This is a genomic window from Caballeronia sp. LZ003, from assembly GCF_031451465.1.
In the GTDB taxonomy this organism is placed as follows: Bacteria; Pseudomonadota; Gammaproteobacteria; order Burkholderiales; family Burkholderiaceae; genus Caballeronia.
Window position 1 is genome coordinate 1,263,973 of record NZ_JARUXJ010000003.1, and the last position, 17,437, is coordinate 1,281,409.

Annotated in this window: 17 protein-coding genes; 7 read left to right on the forward strand and 10 right to left on the reverse strand. The window is 63.6% G+C overall.

The annotated features are described in order from the left end of the window. Positions 1 to 2: 2 nt before the first annotated feature. From QCE79_RS22925 to QCE79_RS22935, 3 genes are all read right to left on the reverse strand, one after another. A complete protein-coding gene (locus QCE79_RS22925; protein WP_309848131.1) occupies positions 3 to 236 on the reverse strand; it encodes a pentapeptide MXKDX repeat protein in 234 nt (77 codons plus the stop codon). A gap of 70 nt (positions 237 to 306) precedes the next feature. Beyond that, a complete protein-coding gene (locus QCE79_RS22930) occupies positions 307 to 1,083 on the reverse strand; it encodes a molybdopterin-dependent oxidoreductase (protein ID WP_244830105.1) in 777 nt (258 codons plus the stop codon). A 19-nt stretch (positions 1,084 to 1,102) separates the two neighbouring features. Continuing rightward, the gene (locus QCE79_RS22935) at positions 1,103 to 1,717 is read right to left on the reverse strand and encodes a cytochrome b/b6 domain-containing protein (RefSeq protein ID WP_244830104.1); all 615 of its coding nucleotides are present in this window, start codon (positions 1,715 to 1,717) and stop codon (positions 1,103 to 1,105) included. 322 nt (positions 1,718 to 2,039) lie between these two features. Here QCE79_RS22935 and QCE79_RS22940 point away from each other — a divergent pair, with 322 nt between their 5' ends. The 3 genes from QCE79_RS22940 to QCE79_RS22950 all read left to right on the forward strand — a co-directional run bounded on the left by QCE79_RS22940 (position 2,040) and on the right by QCE79_RS22950 (position 3,784). Further along, positions 2,040 to 2,585 carry a sigma-70 family RNA polymerase sigma factor gene (locus QCE79_RS22940; RefSeq protein ID WP_250469490.1) on the forward strand — a complete coding sequence of 182 codons (546 nt, stop codon included), beginning with the start codon at positions 2,040 to 2,042 and terminating at the stop codon, positions 2,583 to 2,585. Continuing rightward, positions 2,582 to 3,223, forward strand: coding sequence for a DUF1109 domain-containing protein (locus QCE79_RS22945; RefSeq protein WP_250494149.1), 642 nt, complete (start codon positions 2,582 to 2,584; stop codon positions 3,221 to 3,223). The genes QCE79_RS22940 and QCE79_RS22945 overlap by 4 nt, the downstream gene beginning before the upstream one ends. A 183-nt stretch (positions 3,224 to 3,406) precedes the next feature. Beyond that, positions 3,407 to 3,784, forward strand: coding sequence for a DUF1090 domain-containing protein (locus QCE79_RS22950; RefSeq protein WP_250468453.1), 378 nt, complete (start codon positions 3,407 to 3,409; stop codon positions 3,782 to 3,784). A 4-nt stretch (positions 3,785 to 3,788) separates the two neighbouring features. Here the strand turns inward: QCE79_RS22950 and QCE79_RS22955 are convergent, their stop codons facing one another. The 3 genes from QCE79_RS22955 to QCE79_RS22965 all read right to left on the reverse strand — a co-directional run bounded on the left by QCE79_RS22955 (position 3,789) and on the right by QCE79_RS22965 (position 6,575). Further along, positions 3,789 to 4,652, reverse strand: coding sequence for an NmrA family NAD(P)-binding protein (locus tag QCE79_RS22955; protein WP_309848132.1), 864 nt, complete (start codon positions 4,650 to 4,652; stop codon positions 3,789 to 3,791). A gap of 113 nt (positions 4,653 to 4,765) precedes the next feature. After that, on the reverse strand, positions 4,766 to 5,179 hold the full coding sequence (locus tag QCE79_RS22960) for a DUF1801 domain-containing protein (protein WP_244830100.1): 414 nt from the start codon (positions 5,177 to 5,179) through the stop codon (positions 4,766 to 4,768). 172 nt (positions 5,180 to 5,351) lie between these two features. Then, complete coding sequence (locus tag QCE79_RS22965) at positions 5,352 to 6,575, reverse strand: PepSY-associated TM helix domain-containing protein (protein WP_309848133.1); 1,224 nt, start codon at positions 6,573 to 6,575, stop codon at positions 5,352 to 5,354. A gap of 248 nt (positions 6,576 to 6,823) precedes the next feature. Here QCE79_RS22965 and bluB point away from each other — a divergent pair, with 248 nt between their 5' ends. Both bluB and QCE79_RS22975 read left to right on the forward strand, forming a co-directional pair. Next, positions 6,824 to 7,480, forward strand: coding sequence for a 5,6-dimethylbenzimidazole synthase (gene bluB / locus QCE79_RS22970; RefSeq protein ID WP_250494152.1), 657 nt, complete (start codon positions 6,824 to 6,826; stop codon positions 7,478 to 7,480). A 198-nt stretch (positions 7,481 to 7,678) separates the two neighbouring features. After that, positions 7,679 to 8,413 carry a DUF4148 domain-containing protein gene (locus QCE79_RS22975; RefSeq protein WP_309848134.1) on the forward strand — a complete coding sequence of 245 codons (735 nt, stop codon included), beginning with the start codon at positions 7,679 to 7,681 and terminating at the stop codon, positions 8,411 to 8,413. A 6-nt stretch (positions 8,414 to 8,419) separates the two neighbouring features. Here the strand turns inward: QCE79_RS22975 and QCE79_RS22980 are convergent, their stop codons facing one another. The 4 genes from QCE79_RS22980 to garD all read right to left on the reverse strand — a co-directional run bounded on the left by QCE79_RS22980 (position 8,420) and on the right by garD (position 14,633). Beyond that, complete coding sequence (locus QCE79_RS22980; protein WP_309848135.1) at positions 8,420 to 9,601, reverse strand: lipocalin-like domain-containing protein; 1,182 nt, start codon at positions 9,599 to 9,601, stop codon at positions 8,420 to 8,422. Next, positions 9,601 to 12,168, reverse strand: coding sequence for an FtsX-like permease family protein (locus QCE79_RS22985; RefSeq protein WP_309848136.1), 2,568 nt, complete (start codon positions 12,166 to 12,168; stop codon positions 9,601 to 9,603). Before QCE79_RS22985 ends, QCE79_RS22980 begins: the two co-directional genes overlap by 1 nt. Next, on the reverse strand, positions 12,165 to 12,866 hold the full coding sequence (locus QCE79_RS22990) for an ABC transporter ATP-binding protein (protein WP_309848137.1): 702 nt from the start codon (positions 12,864 to 12,866) through the stop codon (positions 12,165 to 12,167). Before QCE79_RS22990 ends, QCE79_RS22985 begins: the two co-directional genes overlap by 4 nt. 174 nt (positions 12,867 to 13,040) lie before the next feature. Continuing rightward, positions 13,041 to 14,633, reverse strand: coding sequence for a galactarate dehydratase (gene garD / locus QCE79_RS22995; protein ID WP_309848138.1), 1,593 nt, complete (start codon positions 14,631 to 14,633; stop codon positions 13,041 to 13,043). Positions 14,634 to 14,827: 194 nt separating this feature from the next. Here garD and kdgD point away from each other — a divergent pair, with 194 nt between their 5' ends. Both kdgD and QCE79_RS23005 read left to right on the forward strand, forming a co-directional pair. Beyond that, positions 14,828 to 15,745 carry a 5-dehydro-4-deoxyglucarate dehydratase gene (gene kdgD, locus QCE79_RS23000; RefSeq protein WP_309848139.1) on the forward strand — a complete coding sequence of 306 codons (918 nt, stop codon included), beginning with the start codon at positions 14,828 to 14,830 and terminating at the stop codon, positions 15,743 to 15,745. Positions 15,746 to 15,835: 90 nt separating this feature from the next. Beyond that, complete coding sequence (locus QCE79_RS23005) at positions 15,836 to 17,200, forward strand: MFS transporter (protein ID WP_309848140.1); 1,365 nt, start codon at positions 15,836 to 15,838, stop codon at positions 17,198 to 17,200. Positions 17,201 to 17,437: the final 237 nt, after the last annotated feature.

Sequence of the window (17,437 nt, forward strand, 5' to 3'; positions counted from 1 at the left end):
GCTTACTGCGCCATCGCGCCCGAAGCCGCGTGATCCTTGCTCATCTTGTCGTGCTTCTTCATCTTGTCGCCCTTGCCCATCGAGTCATGCGACATCGCGTCCTTGCTCATGGGATCGTGAGACATGCTGTCCTTGCTCATCGAGCCCTGCGCCATCGTATCGCTTGCCTGCGCGTAGGCGGCCGTCGTGCCGATTGAAAGGACCGCGGTGAAAACTGCCGTCATCAATTTCTTCATGCTACTTCTCCTTGAGTGAGTGAGGTTGAGTCTTCTGCTCCGGCCAAAGCCGGATTTCAACGAGCGGCGATCATGAACCGCCGAACCAGTTGTAGCCCTGGTCGACCCAATAGCCGCCGGGATACGTGTTCGTGACGAAGATCTCGACGATATGCTTCGGGTTCTTGTAGCCGAGCTTGGTCGGCATGCGAAGCTTCATCGGATAACCGTATTTCGCCGGCAAGCGTTCGCCGTCGTAATCGAAAGTGAGCAGTGTCTGCGGATGCAGCGCCGTCGGCATGTCGATGCTCTCGTAGTAGTCGTCCGCGCAACGAAAACCGACGTACTTCGCCGTCGTATCCGCGCCGGCGCGACGCAGGAACTCCGAGAACGGCGTGCCGCCCCAACGTCCTACGGCGCTCCAGCCTTCCACGCAGATATGACGCGTGATCTGTTCGGCATGCGGCAGCGCGTAAAGCTGCGGCAAAGTCCATACGCGCTGCCCCGCCACGAGCCCGCTCACCTTCAGCCGATAGTCGCTGCCATTCACGCTCGGTACGTCGTCGATTCCGTAGAACGCGTTGAATGGAAACGGCCGCGTGATTTGCGCTTCCGTGTAGGTCGGTGCGAGCCGCGCGGGATCGAATAGCGCGCCTTGCACGCGGTCGTTGAGCCGCGATACCGCAGTCAAAAATGTGTTCACCGAGTCGTCGTCGGTGATGGAGCAGCCGGTGAGCATCGCCAGTCCGCCGAGCGACAACAGGCGCTTGCCGAAAAGACGCCGCGACGGCATATCGAGTTCGCGCCGCGCATCCGCGAGAATCGATGCGCGATCGAGCGTCATGATGCTTCTGTCCTTGGGTTTCATCGTGGAGTCTCGTATCGGTTCAACGGCCGCGCAGCATGGTCAGAAGCGAACGCGGCACGAGTGCGACCATCGCCACATGGACGACGATGAACGCCGCCATCACCGCCATCGCGCAGAAATGGACGACGCGCGCCCGGTCATAGCCGCCCATGAGTTCGCGCAGCAGCGGAAACTGCACCGACTTCCATATCGCGAGCCCTGAGAGCACGAGCACCATCAGATCGATCACGACGACGAGATACGCGAGCTTCTGCACCGCGTTGTACTGGCGCAAGTCGCCATGCGAGAGCTTGCCGGTAAGCGCCGCGACCAGGTCACGCCATACGGCGCGTGGCGACACTGGGAAGAACCTGGCGAGGAAACGGCCGCTCGCGAGATTGAGTATCAGATAGAAGATGCCGTTGAAGAACAGCAGCCACATTGCCGCGAAATGCCATTGCAACGCGCCACCGAGCCAGCCGCCAAGGGTGATCGATGGCGGAATGACGAAGCCGGGAAAGACGGGCGATGCGTCGTAGATGCGCCATCCCGAGAACAGCATGATGAAAGCGGCAAAGGCATTGAGCCAGTGCGAGACGCGCAGCCAGAGCGGATGCACGAGTTCAGAAGGCTGATCGACAAGAGTGGTTTGCATGATCGTTCGGGGCGCCACGCGGTTGTGTTCCGAGTAATTCGTTGCCAACGCGCCGCCGGTTACAGCGACACCTTATTTTTATCGATGCAAAGAAACTGTAACCACGGGACGCTTTGCAACGAACTACCCAGGTCGACCCTTCCACTACACGACGATGACGATGAACACCGACGGCACGTTGCACGCAATCAGCGCCAATGTTGCGACGCATCTTGGATTCGGCTATTCTGGATCGACCGATTCAGAACGTGAACGTGACCGCGCGGCCACGCAGCGCAATGCGGAATCGCCCATTCGTCGCCTCGTCAACACAGGACCCATCTTGCATGACGCGGAACACCGCCTGAAGGCTCTGTTCGTGCTCGGCCTGGACGGCGAGCAGACTGCCTACCGCGAATTCCTGCAGGCGCTGACGCGGCATTTGCGGGCTTATCTGCGCAAACGTATTCCGCAGCATCGCGAAGATGTCGAAGACCTCGTGCAGGAAATCCTGCTCGCCGTGCACAATGCGCGGCATACGTATCGGCCGGACGAACCGCTCACGGCGTGGGTGCATGCCATTGCCCGCTACAAGCTGACCGACTTCTTCCGCTCGCGCTCGCGTCACGAATCGCTGAACGACCCGCTCGACGACCATACCGACCTCTTCGCGCTCAGCGACGACGAACCCGCGCGCGCTCGTCACGACATCGGCAAGTTACTCGAACATCTTCCTGACAAGCAGCGCTTGCCTATCGTTCATGTCAAGCTCGAAGGCCTTTCCGTCACCGAAACGGCGCGCATCACGGGGCTGTCCGAGTCGGCGGTGAAGGTGGGCGTGCATCGCGGCCTGAAGGCACTTGCCGCGCGCATCCGGGGGATCCGATGAAAACCGATGACCTGATCGATCTCCTCTCGAATGGCGCAACGCGCGTCGATCGCGCGGCCATTGCACGACGCTTCGGCGAGGCGTTGCCGCTCGGTGTGCTCGGCTCCGTCGTGTTGATGCTGATGGTCTATGGAATGCGGCCCGACTTGCGCAGCGTCGCGGGCACCGCGATGTTCTGGGCGAAGATCGCATTTCCCTCGTGCGTCGGCATCGGCGCGTTGCTCGCCGTGACGCGGCTCGGCAGGCCGGGTGCGCGCGCGGGTCATGCGTGGGCGCTCGTGGTGCTGCCTTTCGTCGTCGTGTGGGTCGCCGGGGCGTTCGTCCTCGCGGCCGCGCTTCCCGTGGACCGCGCGCCGCTCGTTCTTGGGCATTCGTGGCGCAGTTGTCCGTTCAATATCACGCTGCTATCGTTGCCGACGTTTCCGGCCGTGTTTTGGGCCGTCAAGGGGCTTGCACCCACACGTTTGCGGCTCGCTGGCGCGGTCGCGGGCTTACTCGCAAGCTCGCTCGCCACGCTGGCGTATTGCCTGCATTGCCCGGAGATGAGCCCCGCGTTCTGGAGCGTGTGGTATGCCATCGGCATGCTCATGCCTGCCGCTATCGGCGCATGGCTCGGGCCGCGCTTGCTGCGTTGGTGATAAGACGTCGGGCTTGCTCGCCGCGCTCGCCGTGCTTTCGCGCGTGCGTGAATGAAGCGCCGGTCATTCCAAGCCATCTTTCGTTTCGATCGAAAGATCCGCAACCGGCAAGTCGGTGCAAGCAGGCAAATGGGTCAAGCGCTTTACGCTATGCTGACGGACCATTCATCGCGAGGATCGACTATGAAAACGGCGTTCAAGGCGGCATGTCTGGCAATGGCGGCCATGCCGCTTTTCTGTTCCGCACAGACCAGTTGCGACTCGAAGCGCGCCTCAATCGAAGAGGAAATTACCTATGCGCGTGCGCATGGCAATGCGAGTCGTATCGATGGCCTGGAAACCGCACTTGGCAAACTGAACGCCAATTGCACGGAAGCGTCCTTACGCAACGAGAGCCAGCGCAAGGTCGCATCCGCGCAAAAGAAGCTCGCCGAACGCGAGCACGATCTGCAGAAAGCGAAGACCGAAGGCAAGAGCGCGAAGAAGATCGCGGAGCGCCAGCGCAAGGTGGACGAAGCGCACGCGGAACTCGCGCGTGCGCAGACCGAAGCGGCGCCTTGAAACCTTAGCGCGAGGAAACGAGTTTCCCGATCACCGCCAGCAGCGAGACCGAGCCCTTGCGGACACGCTCCACCGGGCCTTCGAAGTCGATCCAGCCTTCGTTGAAGCCGTCGAGCATGCGCATGCGCGGCGTGGGATGCCGCATGCCCTGACTCACGAATAACGCTTCCCACTGTTCGCGCGGCACGGCTTGCGCGCGCACCGGCTTACCGAGCGTCTGCGCGAACGCCGCTGCGATATCGTTTGGGCTGACGCGTTGCGGGCCTTCGAGTTCGACATACCGCACACCACTCCATTCCTCTTGGAGCAAGGCGGCGGCGGTGCGGCCGACGTCTTCCGTGGCAATCATCGGGATGGCGCGATCGAGCGGCTGCAGGAACGAATGGACGATGCCCTCGTTGCGCGCCGTATCGACGTCCCATTCGCTGTTTTCCATGAACCAGCCCGGACGCAGAAAGGTCACGGGAATCGGCTGTTTGCTCAACGCTTCTTCCATCAGCGTGCGTTGCGAGAGCAGATTGCTTTCTTTCGCCTGCGCACCGATGGTCGACAGACAAACGATCTTCTTCGGCTTCGCTAGCGCGATAGCGGCGACGATCGCATCGATCACTTCGCGCGCGCTCGCAAAGCCGGGCGCCGGATCGAAATCCGAGGGCGGAAGAATGAACACGCCCGTCGCGCCTTCGAACGCATGCGCGAGCGCTCGCGCATCCGTCATGTCGGCGAGCGCTACCTCGCAGCCGCGCGCCTTCCACGCGTCGCCCTTCTTTGCATCGCGCACGACCGCGCGGACCGTCTGACCCGCGTCGAGCAATGCCTTGGCGAGCGCGCCGCCTACCTTTCCGCTGATTCCCGTGATGACGTACATGATCGACTCTCCGTGTTCGTTATGAAACGATGAGTCGAATGGTAGAGCGCGTATTCGATGCTAAAAATGGCTTTGAGGTTATTGGATTGATGACGCCGCGTTATGTCCGCCGTTCAGCCTTCGCTACCCGCCTTCACCCGCTTGCGCGCAGGCGCGTTCTTCTTGAGCTTGGTCTGGTTATAAGCGATAGCCGCGCGCACGAGCGCCTTCAAAGCGCGGGCATCGACCTTGTCGCCTTCGAGATAGTCGATGGCGCGTCGCGCGTTTCCTTCGAGGCCCGCGTTGAAGAGCTGGTCCGGATCGGCAATACCCGCGCCGTGCGCGAAGGTCAGCTTCACCTTACCCTTGTGCGCGTTGGCCACCGCGATCATGCCGTCGCACGACCAGACCGGGCTGCCCATCCACTTCCATTCCTCGATGATGCGCGGGTCCGCCGAGAGAACCACGCGGCGAATGTCCGCGAACGTCTCGCCGCGCCAGTCGGTGATTCCCGCGATCAATTCGTCGATCTGTTCCGATGCATTCATGAGTGCTCCATGTCTTCTTTTCATGCACCGAGTGATGGTACTGCACAGGGTCTCGCCGTCCCGCGAATCCGCGCACGCGCCACAAAAAAACGCCTCGGCGGTCTTTCGACTCGCAGAGGCGTCTTCCACTCTCAGGTCATGCACGAAGCACCCGCCGATGCCGCCCAGCAAATCAGGACGAAACCGACTGGCCGCGTGCGACGCGTTCGCGTGCCGACGCCGCCGAACGCGAGCGCGCCGTGCGTTTGCGCAGCCAGATCATCAGGCCAGTCGCGCTGAGAATCGCCACCATGACGCCGACGCAGCTGATGAGCACGCGTCCGGTCACGCCAATGATGCGTCCCGAATGCAACGGAAACTGCGCCTGCATGAAGATGTCGCCGGCCGACCCGCGTCCGGGAATCGACGATCCGGCGAGCTTGCCGGTGTAGCCGTTGTAGTAAAGCCAGGCGTTGCCGAGACCGCCGTCGCCGTGATCGTTGCCCGGAGCGAAGAAGCCGACGCCGTAAGCTTGCATCGCCGGAAGGTAATACAGCGCGCCGGGCGGTGCGGCGATATCGAGGCGCTTTGCATCCGCGACGGCGGTCGCGAGGACGCTTTCGGCCGGCAGCGGCGTGCTGCCCTTGGGCGCCGCGCGCGTGAGTTCCGGGTTATCGAACATGGTTGGCGCGAGCGGCGAGAGGCGCGAGACGAGCGGACGCACGACCGGATCGCCGAGATTCATCGATATCGAAGTGACAGCGACCATCAGCAGCAAGCCCCAGATCCAGACGCCGCCCGACCGATGCAGATCGAACGTGAGCGCATAACCGCCGCGCCTAAAGCGAAACGCGAAGGACTTGCGCCATGCCTTGACGCTCGGAAACGACAGCACGAGCGCGATGCCGCTGTCGAAGAACCACAAAATCCCGACGATACCGAGCAGCCACGTTCCCGTATCGATGCCGCCGAGCACCGGCAGATGCAGCGTGTAATGCAGTTTGTAGAGGAACGGCATCAGATCGATGCGCGCCAGCGACACCGCGCCCCACAGCCGCTTGCCCTGGATGACGCCCGTTGCCGGATCGACCGCGACCTGACTGTAATCGACATTGAATGGCGCACCCGTTGCCGGGTTCGTGCGCGGCGTGACGAGCATCTGCAGCGTGTGGCCGGGTTCGGCGCCGAGTTGCAGATACGTCACCTGAACGCGCGGATCGGCGGCTTCGACCTTATGCGCGAGTTCGAGCGCCGGCAACGCGGCGCCTTCCGTGCGCGCGTAAAACAACGCCGGATTGAGCCACGCGTCGATTTCGTGATCCCACGCGATCACCGCGCCCGTGAGACCGGACACGAACAAGAAGAGCGCTGTCGCGACGCCGAGCCATCGATGGAGCCGAACCAGAACGGGCCGCACGTCAGCACGCCTTCGGAAGATCATTCAACGCAATTGCCAACATGCCAGCGACGCTCGTCAAATAAGAATGGTTCGCATTCTACGGGTCGCGCAGGGTATCGATCAAGGTTTTTGTAAGCTGTTGTTGCATTCAGCATGGGCTTGTTTGCACTTGATGGGGACATCGGCCATGCAGCACGAACAGCGCGAGCGCACCCGCATGAACTAGAATCCGCGCAGCACGAACCCACTTTCCAGCGCATTTCTCAATGAACGAGCCTTTCGACGAAGCCGCGCGCGATGCCGTTTATCGCGCAATCCACGAACGGCGCGACATGCGCCATTTCACGCGCGAACCGGTCGCGCAAGACGCGTTGAAGCGTATCGTCGATGCCGCGCTGTGTGCGCCGAGCGTCGGCTTCATGCAGCCTTGGCGCATGCTGCGCATCACATGCGATGCAACGCGCGAAGCGCTTCACGCTATCGTCGAACGGGAACGTGTCGCCACCGCCGATGCCCTCGGCGAGCGTCGCGAAGCTTTCATGGCGCTCAAGGTGGAAGGCATGCGCGAGTGCGCGGAAATCATCGTGATGGCGCTCATGGACGGACGCGAGGCGCACGTCTTCGGCCGGCGCACCTTGCCGCAGATGGATCTCGCGTCGGTGGCGTGCGCCATCCAGAACATGTGGCTTGCGGCGCGCGTGGAAGGCATCGGCATGGGATGGGTCTCCATATTCGATCCCGACGACGTCGCCGACCTGCTCGGCATGCCGGAAGGCGCGCAGCCAGTCGCGATTCTCTGCTTGGGACATGTCGAGCGCTTTTACGACGAACCCATGCTCGAAACCGAAGGCTGGGCCAAGCGCCGTACCCGCAAGGAATGCGTGTTCGAGAACCGCTGGCCGGCGGCATCGGATCAAAGCTGATGCCTGGACCGCGCGTTGCGCACTACAAGTGACGCGGCGGCGCGGTGATCCTTCACATCAATCGAGTGAGTTTGGCGGCGATTGGCGAACGATTGGCGCATCCGTCGGACGGCATCGCGCGTACCAATCTGATACGCGGTGGTCCGATGCACGCTGTCCGCCATATTCGCCAGACGATTCAAGGAGGATCACGCTCTCATGCTCCGCTACGCAGACCGCATTACGTTTATTGGCGCGGGTGTCATCGTGCTGTCCTTGCTGGCCGTCAACCTGCTGCCCAAGCAGGACCGACGCAGCGACGACAGGACGAACATGATGTCGCGCGACCGCGGCGCAGTCGTGCGCGGCAGCGTGCGCGAGGAAACGCCGGAGCCTGCAAAGGCGCCTGTCGTAGCCGTCGCCGATGCGCGTCCCCAGACCGAAACCGCGACCGCGACCGCAACGGCAACCGCGACCGCAACGGCAACCGCAGCCGAAATTACACGCGATGAACCCGCGCCCAGGCCGGTTGCACAGGCAGAACCGGCGCGCGTGCATCGCGCACAGAAGCGGGCATTGGAAACCAGAAAGACTGCGCGCGAAAAGCATCGCGGTAACCATGCCGTCGCGCAAACCCGCGTGGCGCCGCCTGAAGCCGCGGCGGTGCGCGCGCCTGTGCCGCCCGTGCAACGCGCGCCGCTCGAATCCGCGGCCGCGAATACGCTCGATAAACCCGCGCGCGCTCCGGCCACCGATGCGCCCATCCCAGTAGCCGCGAAACCAAGCCCGGTTGCTAACGCGGCGCCGGCTTACGTCGTATCGACTCAGGCGCCGAAAACGCGCGCCGAAGTGCAGGACGAGTTGCGCCGGGCGCGCATGAACGGCAACTTGCCTCGCTTCGGCAATCCCGATCCTTACGGTCCCGGCGGCACGCCGAGCGCGACGGCGCCGTAACCGGCGTCAGCGCTTGTCGACTTCGATGGCCTTCGCATAACCCGTCAGTTCGAGATAGCCGCGCCCCCGTTGAGCGGGCGCGGAACCCGTCCCTGTCAGCGTTACCGCGCCCTCCCAGTAAAGCGCGCCGGTGGAATCGCGCGAGTCGAGTTCCTGATCGTCGATGAGCGGCGCGAGCTGCCATTGCAACGCACCGACGCGCACTCTCATCGCCACCGGATACGTCGTGCCCGTGCGCGGCGAGCGCCATTGACGTTGCGGCGTGAAGTCGACATCGGCGGGGCCGTATTGCGTCGCGTGTCCGGCGGCATCGCGTAATGCGGCATGCGCCCAGATCGCGTGGCCGTCGCGGCTGCGCACCTTGAAGGCCATGAGTGCGGAGCCGTCGTCGAGATTCGCGCCGAGCCAGTCCCAGCCGGATGCATCCGACGAAAGCAGCGTGCTCGACCATTCGTGATCGAGCCAGGCCTTGCCGGTGACGGCGACCGTATCGCCTTTTTTCTCGGATGCCGACGGCCGCGTGACGCTTCCGCTCACGCTCAATTGCGGCTCGCTGTAGTAGTAGCTCGCCTGCGCGGGAAGCGGGCCCTTCTGCGAGTAGCCCGCATCGCCTTGCAGCATCGGCGGCTGCGTCGGCGCGAAGACGAGGTGCAATGCGAAGCCGGCGGCATCGGCGCTGACGGTGTAGCGGCCGTCCGCTGCGCGCGTCATGCGCCATGAATCGAGCTTGACGTCGGTGTTGCCGTTTTTCGCGTAGGCGAGATCGAAGCCTTGTCGCGCGACGTTCTGATCGTGCACGAGGCGGCCGTGCGCGGGATCGCTCAGGGCGGCATGCGCGATGATGAGTTGCGATGGATCGAAAGCACTCGTTGGCGCGCCCTTGCCGGTCTTCGAACGGAAGAAGGTGATCTGGAAGCCCATCGGCTTGTGATCGAGTGTTTCGAGCCAGCCGGTTGCGTACCACCATTCGGTGCGGTAAGCCGGGTGGGAGCCGGTGTCTTGGGGCCATTGGATGGAGTGGCCGGGGCTGACGGATGCAAATTGCCGGTCGGTGGAGCTGGCTGTGTCGGACGTCTCCGTGGTGCTTGCCGCTTTCGCCGCATCTGCCGCATCTGCCGCGCCTGCCGCATCTGCCGCGCCGGCGACGGTCGCCAAAAGCATCATCGTCGAAAGCAAAGACGCACGCATCACCAATCCTCCCGCACCGCGCGCACGGCATCGATGGACACCGCGCGTCTTCCCGCCAGCACCGCCGTCGCGCATGAAGAAGCGAGCATCACGCAGCCGATGATCGCGATCATTGACCAGGGCACATGCAGTGACATCGTCCAGTGAAACGACTGTGGATTGACGATGAACACGAGGATCAAACTGATCGCGAACCCAAGCACGCAACCCATCGCAATACCGAGCAAGGTAAGCAAGCCACCTTCGCTTGCAAGCAGCGCCAGGATCTGCCCGCGCGTGACGCCGACATGCCGCAGCATGCCGAACTCGCGAGCGCGCGCAAGTGTCTGCACCGAAAACGTCGCGCCCACGCCGAACAGGCCGATCACGATAGCCACGCCTTCCAGCAAATAAGTCACCGCGAAACTCCGGTCGAAGATGGTGAGCGTGCGCGCGCGGATGTCGCCCGGCTGCGAAAATTCGAGCGCGGCGCCGAACGGCAAGCGCTTTAGCGCGTCGATCACCTGTGCGGCCGGCACGCCCTTCGACAGCGTGATGCCGGCGTCGGTCGCGGTGGTGTCGCCCGTGATGCGGCGGTAATCGGCGAGCCGGATCTGCAACGCGCCCGTCTGCCGCACGTAGTCGCGCCAGATGCCCGCGATGACGAAGCGCTCCTTCGCCGCGCCGACCGGCAACGCAATGCGCTCGCCGACCCGATAGCCATAAAGATCGACCGTCGCCTCCGACGCCCATACCGGCGTCTCGTTCGGTTGCCACAACGAAGGCGGCAGCACGGAACCCGTCATCTGCAACGTGGCGCCCGGATCGGCGGCATCGATTTCGCGTGCAATCAGCACGATAGGCGGCTTCGCCGAATCGAGCGTCACCTGCGAGGTGCGCAAAAACGCCGTGTGTTCGATGCCCTTTGTCGCCGCGAGTTGCGCCTGCTCGGCCGGACGCAAGCCGCCCGTATCGCCGCTCGACGCCATGCGCACGTAGAGATCGGCGGAGAGCAGATGCATGAGCCATTCTTCCACCGACACGCGAAAGCTCGCCACCATGATCGCCATCGCGACGATCAGCGTGAAGCTCGACAGCACGCCGCCCATGGCAATCGACGCTTGACCGGGCGCATTCGCAAGCCGCGCGAGCGCGAGCGTGGCGATCGTGCCGCGCGCGCGCGGCGCCTTATTCTTTTGCGATGCATACCCGACGCTCGCCGCGCGAAACACGATGGCCGTCAGACGCGGCATGAGCGCGATGCCACCGACGAGCAGAAACGCGACGGCGAGATAACCGGCGATGGGGGCATCGACGACAGGCGGCACTTGCGTCAGCACCACGCCGAGCGCAAGACAGATCAACGCCGGCCACGGCTTGCGCAGCGGCGTGAGCGCGGCTTCCTCGCTGCCCGCCTTGAGCGCGGGCGCGGGCCGCGCGCGCGCCGCTTCGAGCGCGGGAACGAGCGTCCCCGCCAGCGCCACGCCAATCCCGAGCGCAAGAAAGATGGCCGTCGCAAGCGGTTCGAAACCGACTCGCGGCTGCACGCCCGGAAAGTAGCCGCCGCCCAGATCGCTGCCGAAAAAGCGCAGCGCCACCGCCGCCACCGCATAACCCAGCGCAATGCCGATGATCGCGCCCACCACGCCCAGCAATGCGCCTTCGAGCATGATCTGCCGCACGAGTTGCCTGCGCGTCATGCCGAGCACGCGCAACATCGCGAATTGCGCGCGGCGGCGCACGACGCCCGCCGCTTGCGTCGAAAACACCAGAAACGCGCCGGTAAAAAGCGCGACGAGCGCCAGCACGTTCATGTTGATGCGATACGCGCGCGAAAGCCGGTCGGTGCGGCTTTCGACATCGCGCGTCTGTCCGACGACAAAACGCGCTCCGAGCGACTGCTGCAGCTCGCGCTGGAAGGCGTCGCGATCGACACCGCGCGCGAGTTGCAGATCGACGCGCGACAGCTTGCCCGTCATATGGAAGCGCGTCTGCACGGCCGCAATGTCCATCACCGCGATGCGCTGTCCCGGCAATGCCCGCGCGATTCCGCCCGCCACCCGCAACGGCACCTTCTCGGTCCCGCTCAACAACGCAACCTTGCCGCCGGCGCGCGCGCCGAGCCATTGCAATGCGGCGGTCGACAGAAAGATGGCATCGCCCGACAGCACGTCGAACGGCGCGTCGGCGGACGGCACGCCCGTGAGGTCCGGCGCGACGCGCTTGGCGCGGAACACGTCGATGCCAAGCACCTTGAGCGGCGCATCGCGGCCGGGCACGGCGGCATCGACTTCGAGCACGGGACTCGCCATGACCACGCCTTCGTGCGCGGCGAGTTGCGGATAGATGTTTTCATCGACGAACGGCTGTGCGCCGCGTAACTGCAAGTCCGCCTGGCCGGACAGACTGCGCGCGGCGGCGGAAAACTCGTTGAACGCGGCGCTGTTGATGAGTTGCACCGCGTAGCCGAGCCCGACGCCAAGCGCGATAGTGAGTATGGCGACCAGCGCGCGGCCGCGATGACTGCGCCATTGCGCGCCGAGCAGCCAGCGCGTGAGCGTGCGGGGCGCGGCGGCGAGCGCCGTCATTGGACGCGCGCTGCGTTGAACGCCGCGAGCGATTCCGCCTCGTGCAAGGTGCCGTCCGCGAGCACGAGCACGCGATCGGCAACCGCGGCGGCCGCTTCGGAATGCGTGACCATGATGGTCGCGGCGCTCGTCGATTTCGTTTCGTGGCGCAAGAGCGCGAGGATTTCGTGCGCCGTTTGCGGATCGAGATTGCCGGTGGGTTCATCGGCGAGAATGAGGCGCGGCCGATGCACCAACGCGCGCGCAATCGCCACGCGCTGCAACTCGCCGCCGGACAACTGTCGCGGCAAATCATCGTCGCGGCCCGCGAGACCGACAGCGGCGAGCATCGCGTTCGCGGGCGCGGGCGGCATGGCGTTGAGCAGCAGCGGCACGGCGACGTTTTGCGCGAGCGTGAGATGCGGCAGCACGTGAAACGCCTGAAAGACGAAGCCGAGCTTCTCGCGGCGCGTGCGCGTGGCGGCATCGTCGCTTTGGGTGGACATCGGCGCGCCATCGATCAGTACGTCGCCGCTGTCGGCGGTATCGAGACCGGCGATCAGATTCAGCAAAGTGGACTTGCCGACGCCCGAGTCGCCCATGATCGCGACGAACTCGCCCGATTCGAGGATGAAGTCGAGGCCCGCGAGCACGATGCGGCCGTTGCCGTAGGACTTGCTGAGGCGGCGGCATTCGAGTGCGGGGGCGATGGAGGGCATGAGGGCCAGGCGTGGGACGGTCGTTTCAAGGGGCAAGTAGTGTACCCGGAGCCATCGCGGCAAGCAGCGACGGCAGCGCTCGCCTCGACGCGCTCACGACCACAAACGACTGCGCCCCGTTCACCAGCCATGCCGGTGACGGGGCGCATCGCTCCAGCGAACAGCGATAAAAAATCAGGTCACCGGCGCCGGATTGAATAGAACCAGCGCGTTATGCAGTTTCAGTTTCTCGGCGCGCGTCTGCTTCTTTCCGCTCGCGACATCGAGCATGAGACGGAACAACTCCCAGCCCACGTCCGCAATCGTCGCTTCGCCCGTCGCGATGGTGCCCGCGTTGATATCCATTAGATCGTGCCAGCGCCGCGCCAGATCCGAACGCGTCGCGACCTTGATGACCGGTACTTCGGCCAGGCTGTACGGCGTGCCGCGTCCGGTGGTGAACACATGCAGGTTGATACCCGCAGCCAGTTGCAGCGTGCCGCAGATGAAGTCGCTCGCGGGCGTCGCCGCGTAGATCAAGCCCTTCTGCTTGACCTTTTCGCCCGGCGAAAGCACGCCCGAAATGGTCGAACTACCCGACTTGACGATGGACCCCATCGCCTTCTCGACGATATTCGACAGCCCGCCCTTCTTGTTGCCCGGCGTGGTGTTCGCGCTGCGATCCGCGCCGCCGCGCTTCAGATAATCGTCGTACCACTGCATCTCGCGGATGATCGCCGCCGCCACTTCGCCGTTCGCGGCGCGCGCCGTCAACTGGGCGACGCCATCGCGCACTTCGGTTACTTCCGAGAACATGACGGTCGCGCCTGCACGCACCAGCAGGTCGGTCGCGAAACCGACTGCCGGATTCGCCGTCAGACCGGAGAAGGCGTCGCTGCCGCCGCACTGCACGCCGATCACGAGGTCCGCCGCCGGACACGTCTCGCGGCGACGATTGTTGAGGCGTTTCAGGTGCGAGTCGGCCATGCGCATGATGGAATCGATCATCGACTCGAAGCCGACGTGCGATTCGTCCTGCAGCACGACCGCGCCGCCGTTCTCGTCCGCCGTGAGATCGCCGATATCGGCAACGTCGTCCACTTCCACCGATGCCGCCGCAATAGGAATGGTGCCAGGCGGCATCAGGCGCTCGGGCTGCAGCTTCTCGCAGCCGAGACTCACCATCATCACTTCGCCGCCGAAGTTCGGATTCAGCGCGATATTGCGCACCGTGCGGATAGGCACCATGGCGTCGGGCGCGTCGATGGCGACGCCGCAGCCGTACGTATGGCCGAGGCTCACGACGTCGTCGACATTGGGGTATTGCGGCAGCAGTTCCGTCTTGATGCGCGTCACCGCGTGCTGCACGACGTCGGCCACGCACTGCACGGTCGTCGTGATGGCGAGGATGTTGCGCGAGCCGACCGAGCCGTCCGCATTGCGATATCCCTCGAACGTGAAGCCTTCGAGCGGCGAGTTGTCCGGCGCCCTGATGGTCGCGATCGGCAGATCGTGCAACTCGGGCGGCGTGGGCATGCGCAGCACGTGCTCGTTGATCCAGCTTCCCTTTGGCAGCGGCTTGTTCGCATAGCCGATCACGACGTTATAGCGGATGACGGCGTCGCCTTCCTGCAGATCGGCCAGCGCGACCTTGTGGCCTTGCGGCACGCGCTCGCGCAGCACGAGGCCGTCGGCGAACGTGGCGCCTTCGCCCAGACCGCCGTCGTTGACGACGATCGCGACGTTATCGTCCGGGTGCACGCGAATATAGAGCGGGGACTGATTCATTCTTGATGATCCTTGGCGCGAAAACTTCTGCCGGCTAGAGTTATGTCATCCTACAACATAGCCGCTGTCTTTTGGTCGGTGTTTACCCCGAATAGCGGCGAATTCATTCACTTTCGGTTGTACGACGTCACCCCATGTTGTACGATAACCTATAAGCGCTGCAACCGCCGGACGCTGCCCACCGAGATAACACCATGACGACACCGCAAGAACTCAAGCAAATCGTTTCCGAAGGCCTGCTTTCTTTTCCCGTGACCGACTTCGACAGCCAAGGCAATTTCCGCGCGGATACTTACGCCGAACGCCTCGAATGGCTCGCGCCCTACGGCGCATCGGCGCTGTTCGTGGCGGGCGGCACGGGTGAGTTCTTTTCGCTGACGCAACCCGAATATTCGCAGATCGTGAAGACGGCCACCGAAGTGTGCCGTGGCAAGGTGCCCATTCTCGCCGGCGCGGGCGGCCCGACGCGCACGGCCATCGCGTTTGCGCAGGAAGCCGAGAAGAACGGCGCGCAGGGCATTTTGCTGATGCCGCATTATCTGACCGAAGCGTCGCAAGAAGGTATCGCGGCTCACGCCGAAGAAGTCTGCAAGGCCGTGCCGAAGATGGGCGTCATCATCTATAACCGCGCCAACTCCAAGCTCAACGCCGACATGCTCGAACGTCTGGCCGACCGCTGCCCGAACCTGATCGGCTTCAAGGACGGCGTGGGCGAGATCGAGCCCATGGTCACCATCCGCCGCCGTCTGGGCGACCGCTTCTCGTACCTCGGCGGCCTGCCGACCGCGGAAGTCTACGCCGCCGCCTACAAGGCGCTCGGCGTGCCGGTGTATTCGTCGGCCGTGTTCAACTTCATTCCGAAGACCGCGATGGACTTCTATCGCGCCATCGCGGCGGACGACCACGAAACCGTCGGCAAGCTGATCGACGACTTCTTCCTGCCGTACGTTGCCATCCGCAATCGCCGTGCGGGCTATGCGGTGAGCATCGTCAAGGCGGGCGCGAAGCTAGTCGGTCACGACGCGGGCCCGGTGCGCGCACCGCTCACCGACCTGACCGAGGAAGAAGTCGCCCAGCTCGACGTGCTGATCAAGAAGCTCGGCGCACAGTAAGAGTACGACAGGCAGGAGACACAAAAACGCGCGGCGCCGTCATCAACGAGCGCCGCGCGTTTTTTTTGCCGTAACCAAAAGGAGATTGCCATGTCGATGAGCCGCGCTGCTGCTCCGGCCGACGCCATGAAGCGCACGAAAGTGCGTTACGTGATTCTGTTGCTGATCTTCGTGATCACGACCTTCAACTATGCGGATCGCGCGACCTTGTCGGTCACCGGCTCCGCGATGCGCGCCGAGTTCGGTTTCGACGCCATCCGCATGGGGTATATCTTCTCGGCCTTCAGTTGGGCGTATGTGCTCTCGCAGCTTCCCGCAGGCTGGCTGCTCGACCGCTTCGGCGCGCGGCGCGTGTATGCGGCGAGTATCTTTCTGTGGTCGCTGTTTACGCTGCTGCAAAGCTCGATCGGCCTGCTCGGCAGCGCCGCCACCGCCGTGACCGCATTGTTCGTGCTGCGCTTCATGATGGGCGCGGCCGAAGCGCCCGCCTTCCCCGCCAACGCCAAAGTGGTCGCAAGCTGGTTTCCGACGAGCGAACGCGGCACGGCATCGGCCATTTTCAATGCGGCGCAGTATTTCGCCGCTGTCGTGTTCACGCCGTTGATGGCCTGGCTCACGCACGCTTTCGGCTGGCATCACGTGTATATCGTCATGGGTATCGCCGGCTTGCTGCTTGCGCTGACATGGCTCGCTGTCATGAAGAATCCCGCCGATCATCCGGGCATCAACAAGCAGGAACTCGATTACATCGAGGAAGGCGGCGGCCTCGTGCGCGGGCATCGGCGTGGGCGCGTCGGCGGCAACGGTGGCAACGGCGGTGGCAACGCTTTGGGCTGGAGCGCCGTGCGCCAGTTGCTCACGAACCGCATGCTGCTCGGCGTGTATCTCGCGCAGTTCTGCATCAACGTGCTGACGTACTTCTTCCTGACGTGGTTTCCCATCTATCTCGTGCAGGCGCGTCACATGACGATTCTGCAAGCGGGCCTGATCGCCTCGCTGCCTGCAATCTGCGGCTTTCTCGGCGGCGTGCTGGGCGGCGTGCTGTCCGACTCGCTGATCCGCCACGGGCGTTCGGTCACGTTCGCGCGCAAGCTGCCGATCGTCGCCGGCATGTTGCTGTCGTCGTGCATCATCGGCTGCAACTACGTGGATGCGGACTGGCTCGTCGTGGCGTTGATGTCGCTCGCGTTCTTCGGCAAGGGCATCGGCGCGTTGGGCTGGGCGGTGGTCGCGGATACGGCGCCGAAGGAAGCCATCGGCTTGTCGGGTTCGATCTTCAATATGTTCGGCAATGCGGCGGGCATCGTCACGCCGATCGTGATCGGCTATATCCTCGCGCGGACCGGCTCGTTCAACGGCGCGCTGGCGTTCGTCGGCGTCAATGCGCTGATCACGGTGTTTGCCTATCTCGTGATCGTCAAGGACATCAAGCGGGTGGAGTTAAGGCCGGTTTGACTTTCCATCTGACTTGATGGAAAAAATAGCAGCCCGGTCGCTAAAAACGATCGGGCTGTTTCATTTCGTGCAACATCTTTAATTGCGCTTGCGATTATCTCCATCGTCTCGTTCTCGACGATCCTCGGCTAATCAAATCATTGGAAAAAGCGCCGGCCATATTCTAGAGTGCTTGTTGAAATCCGGCCGCGGCTCCTGGGTTATCCGTCCGCCTTTTAGCTTGATCACAGCCGTTTT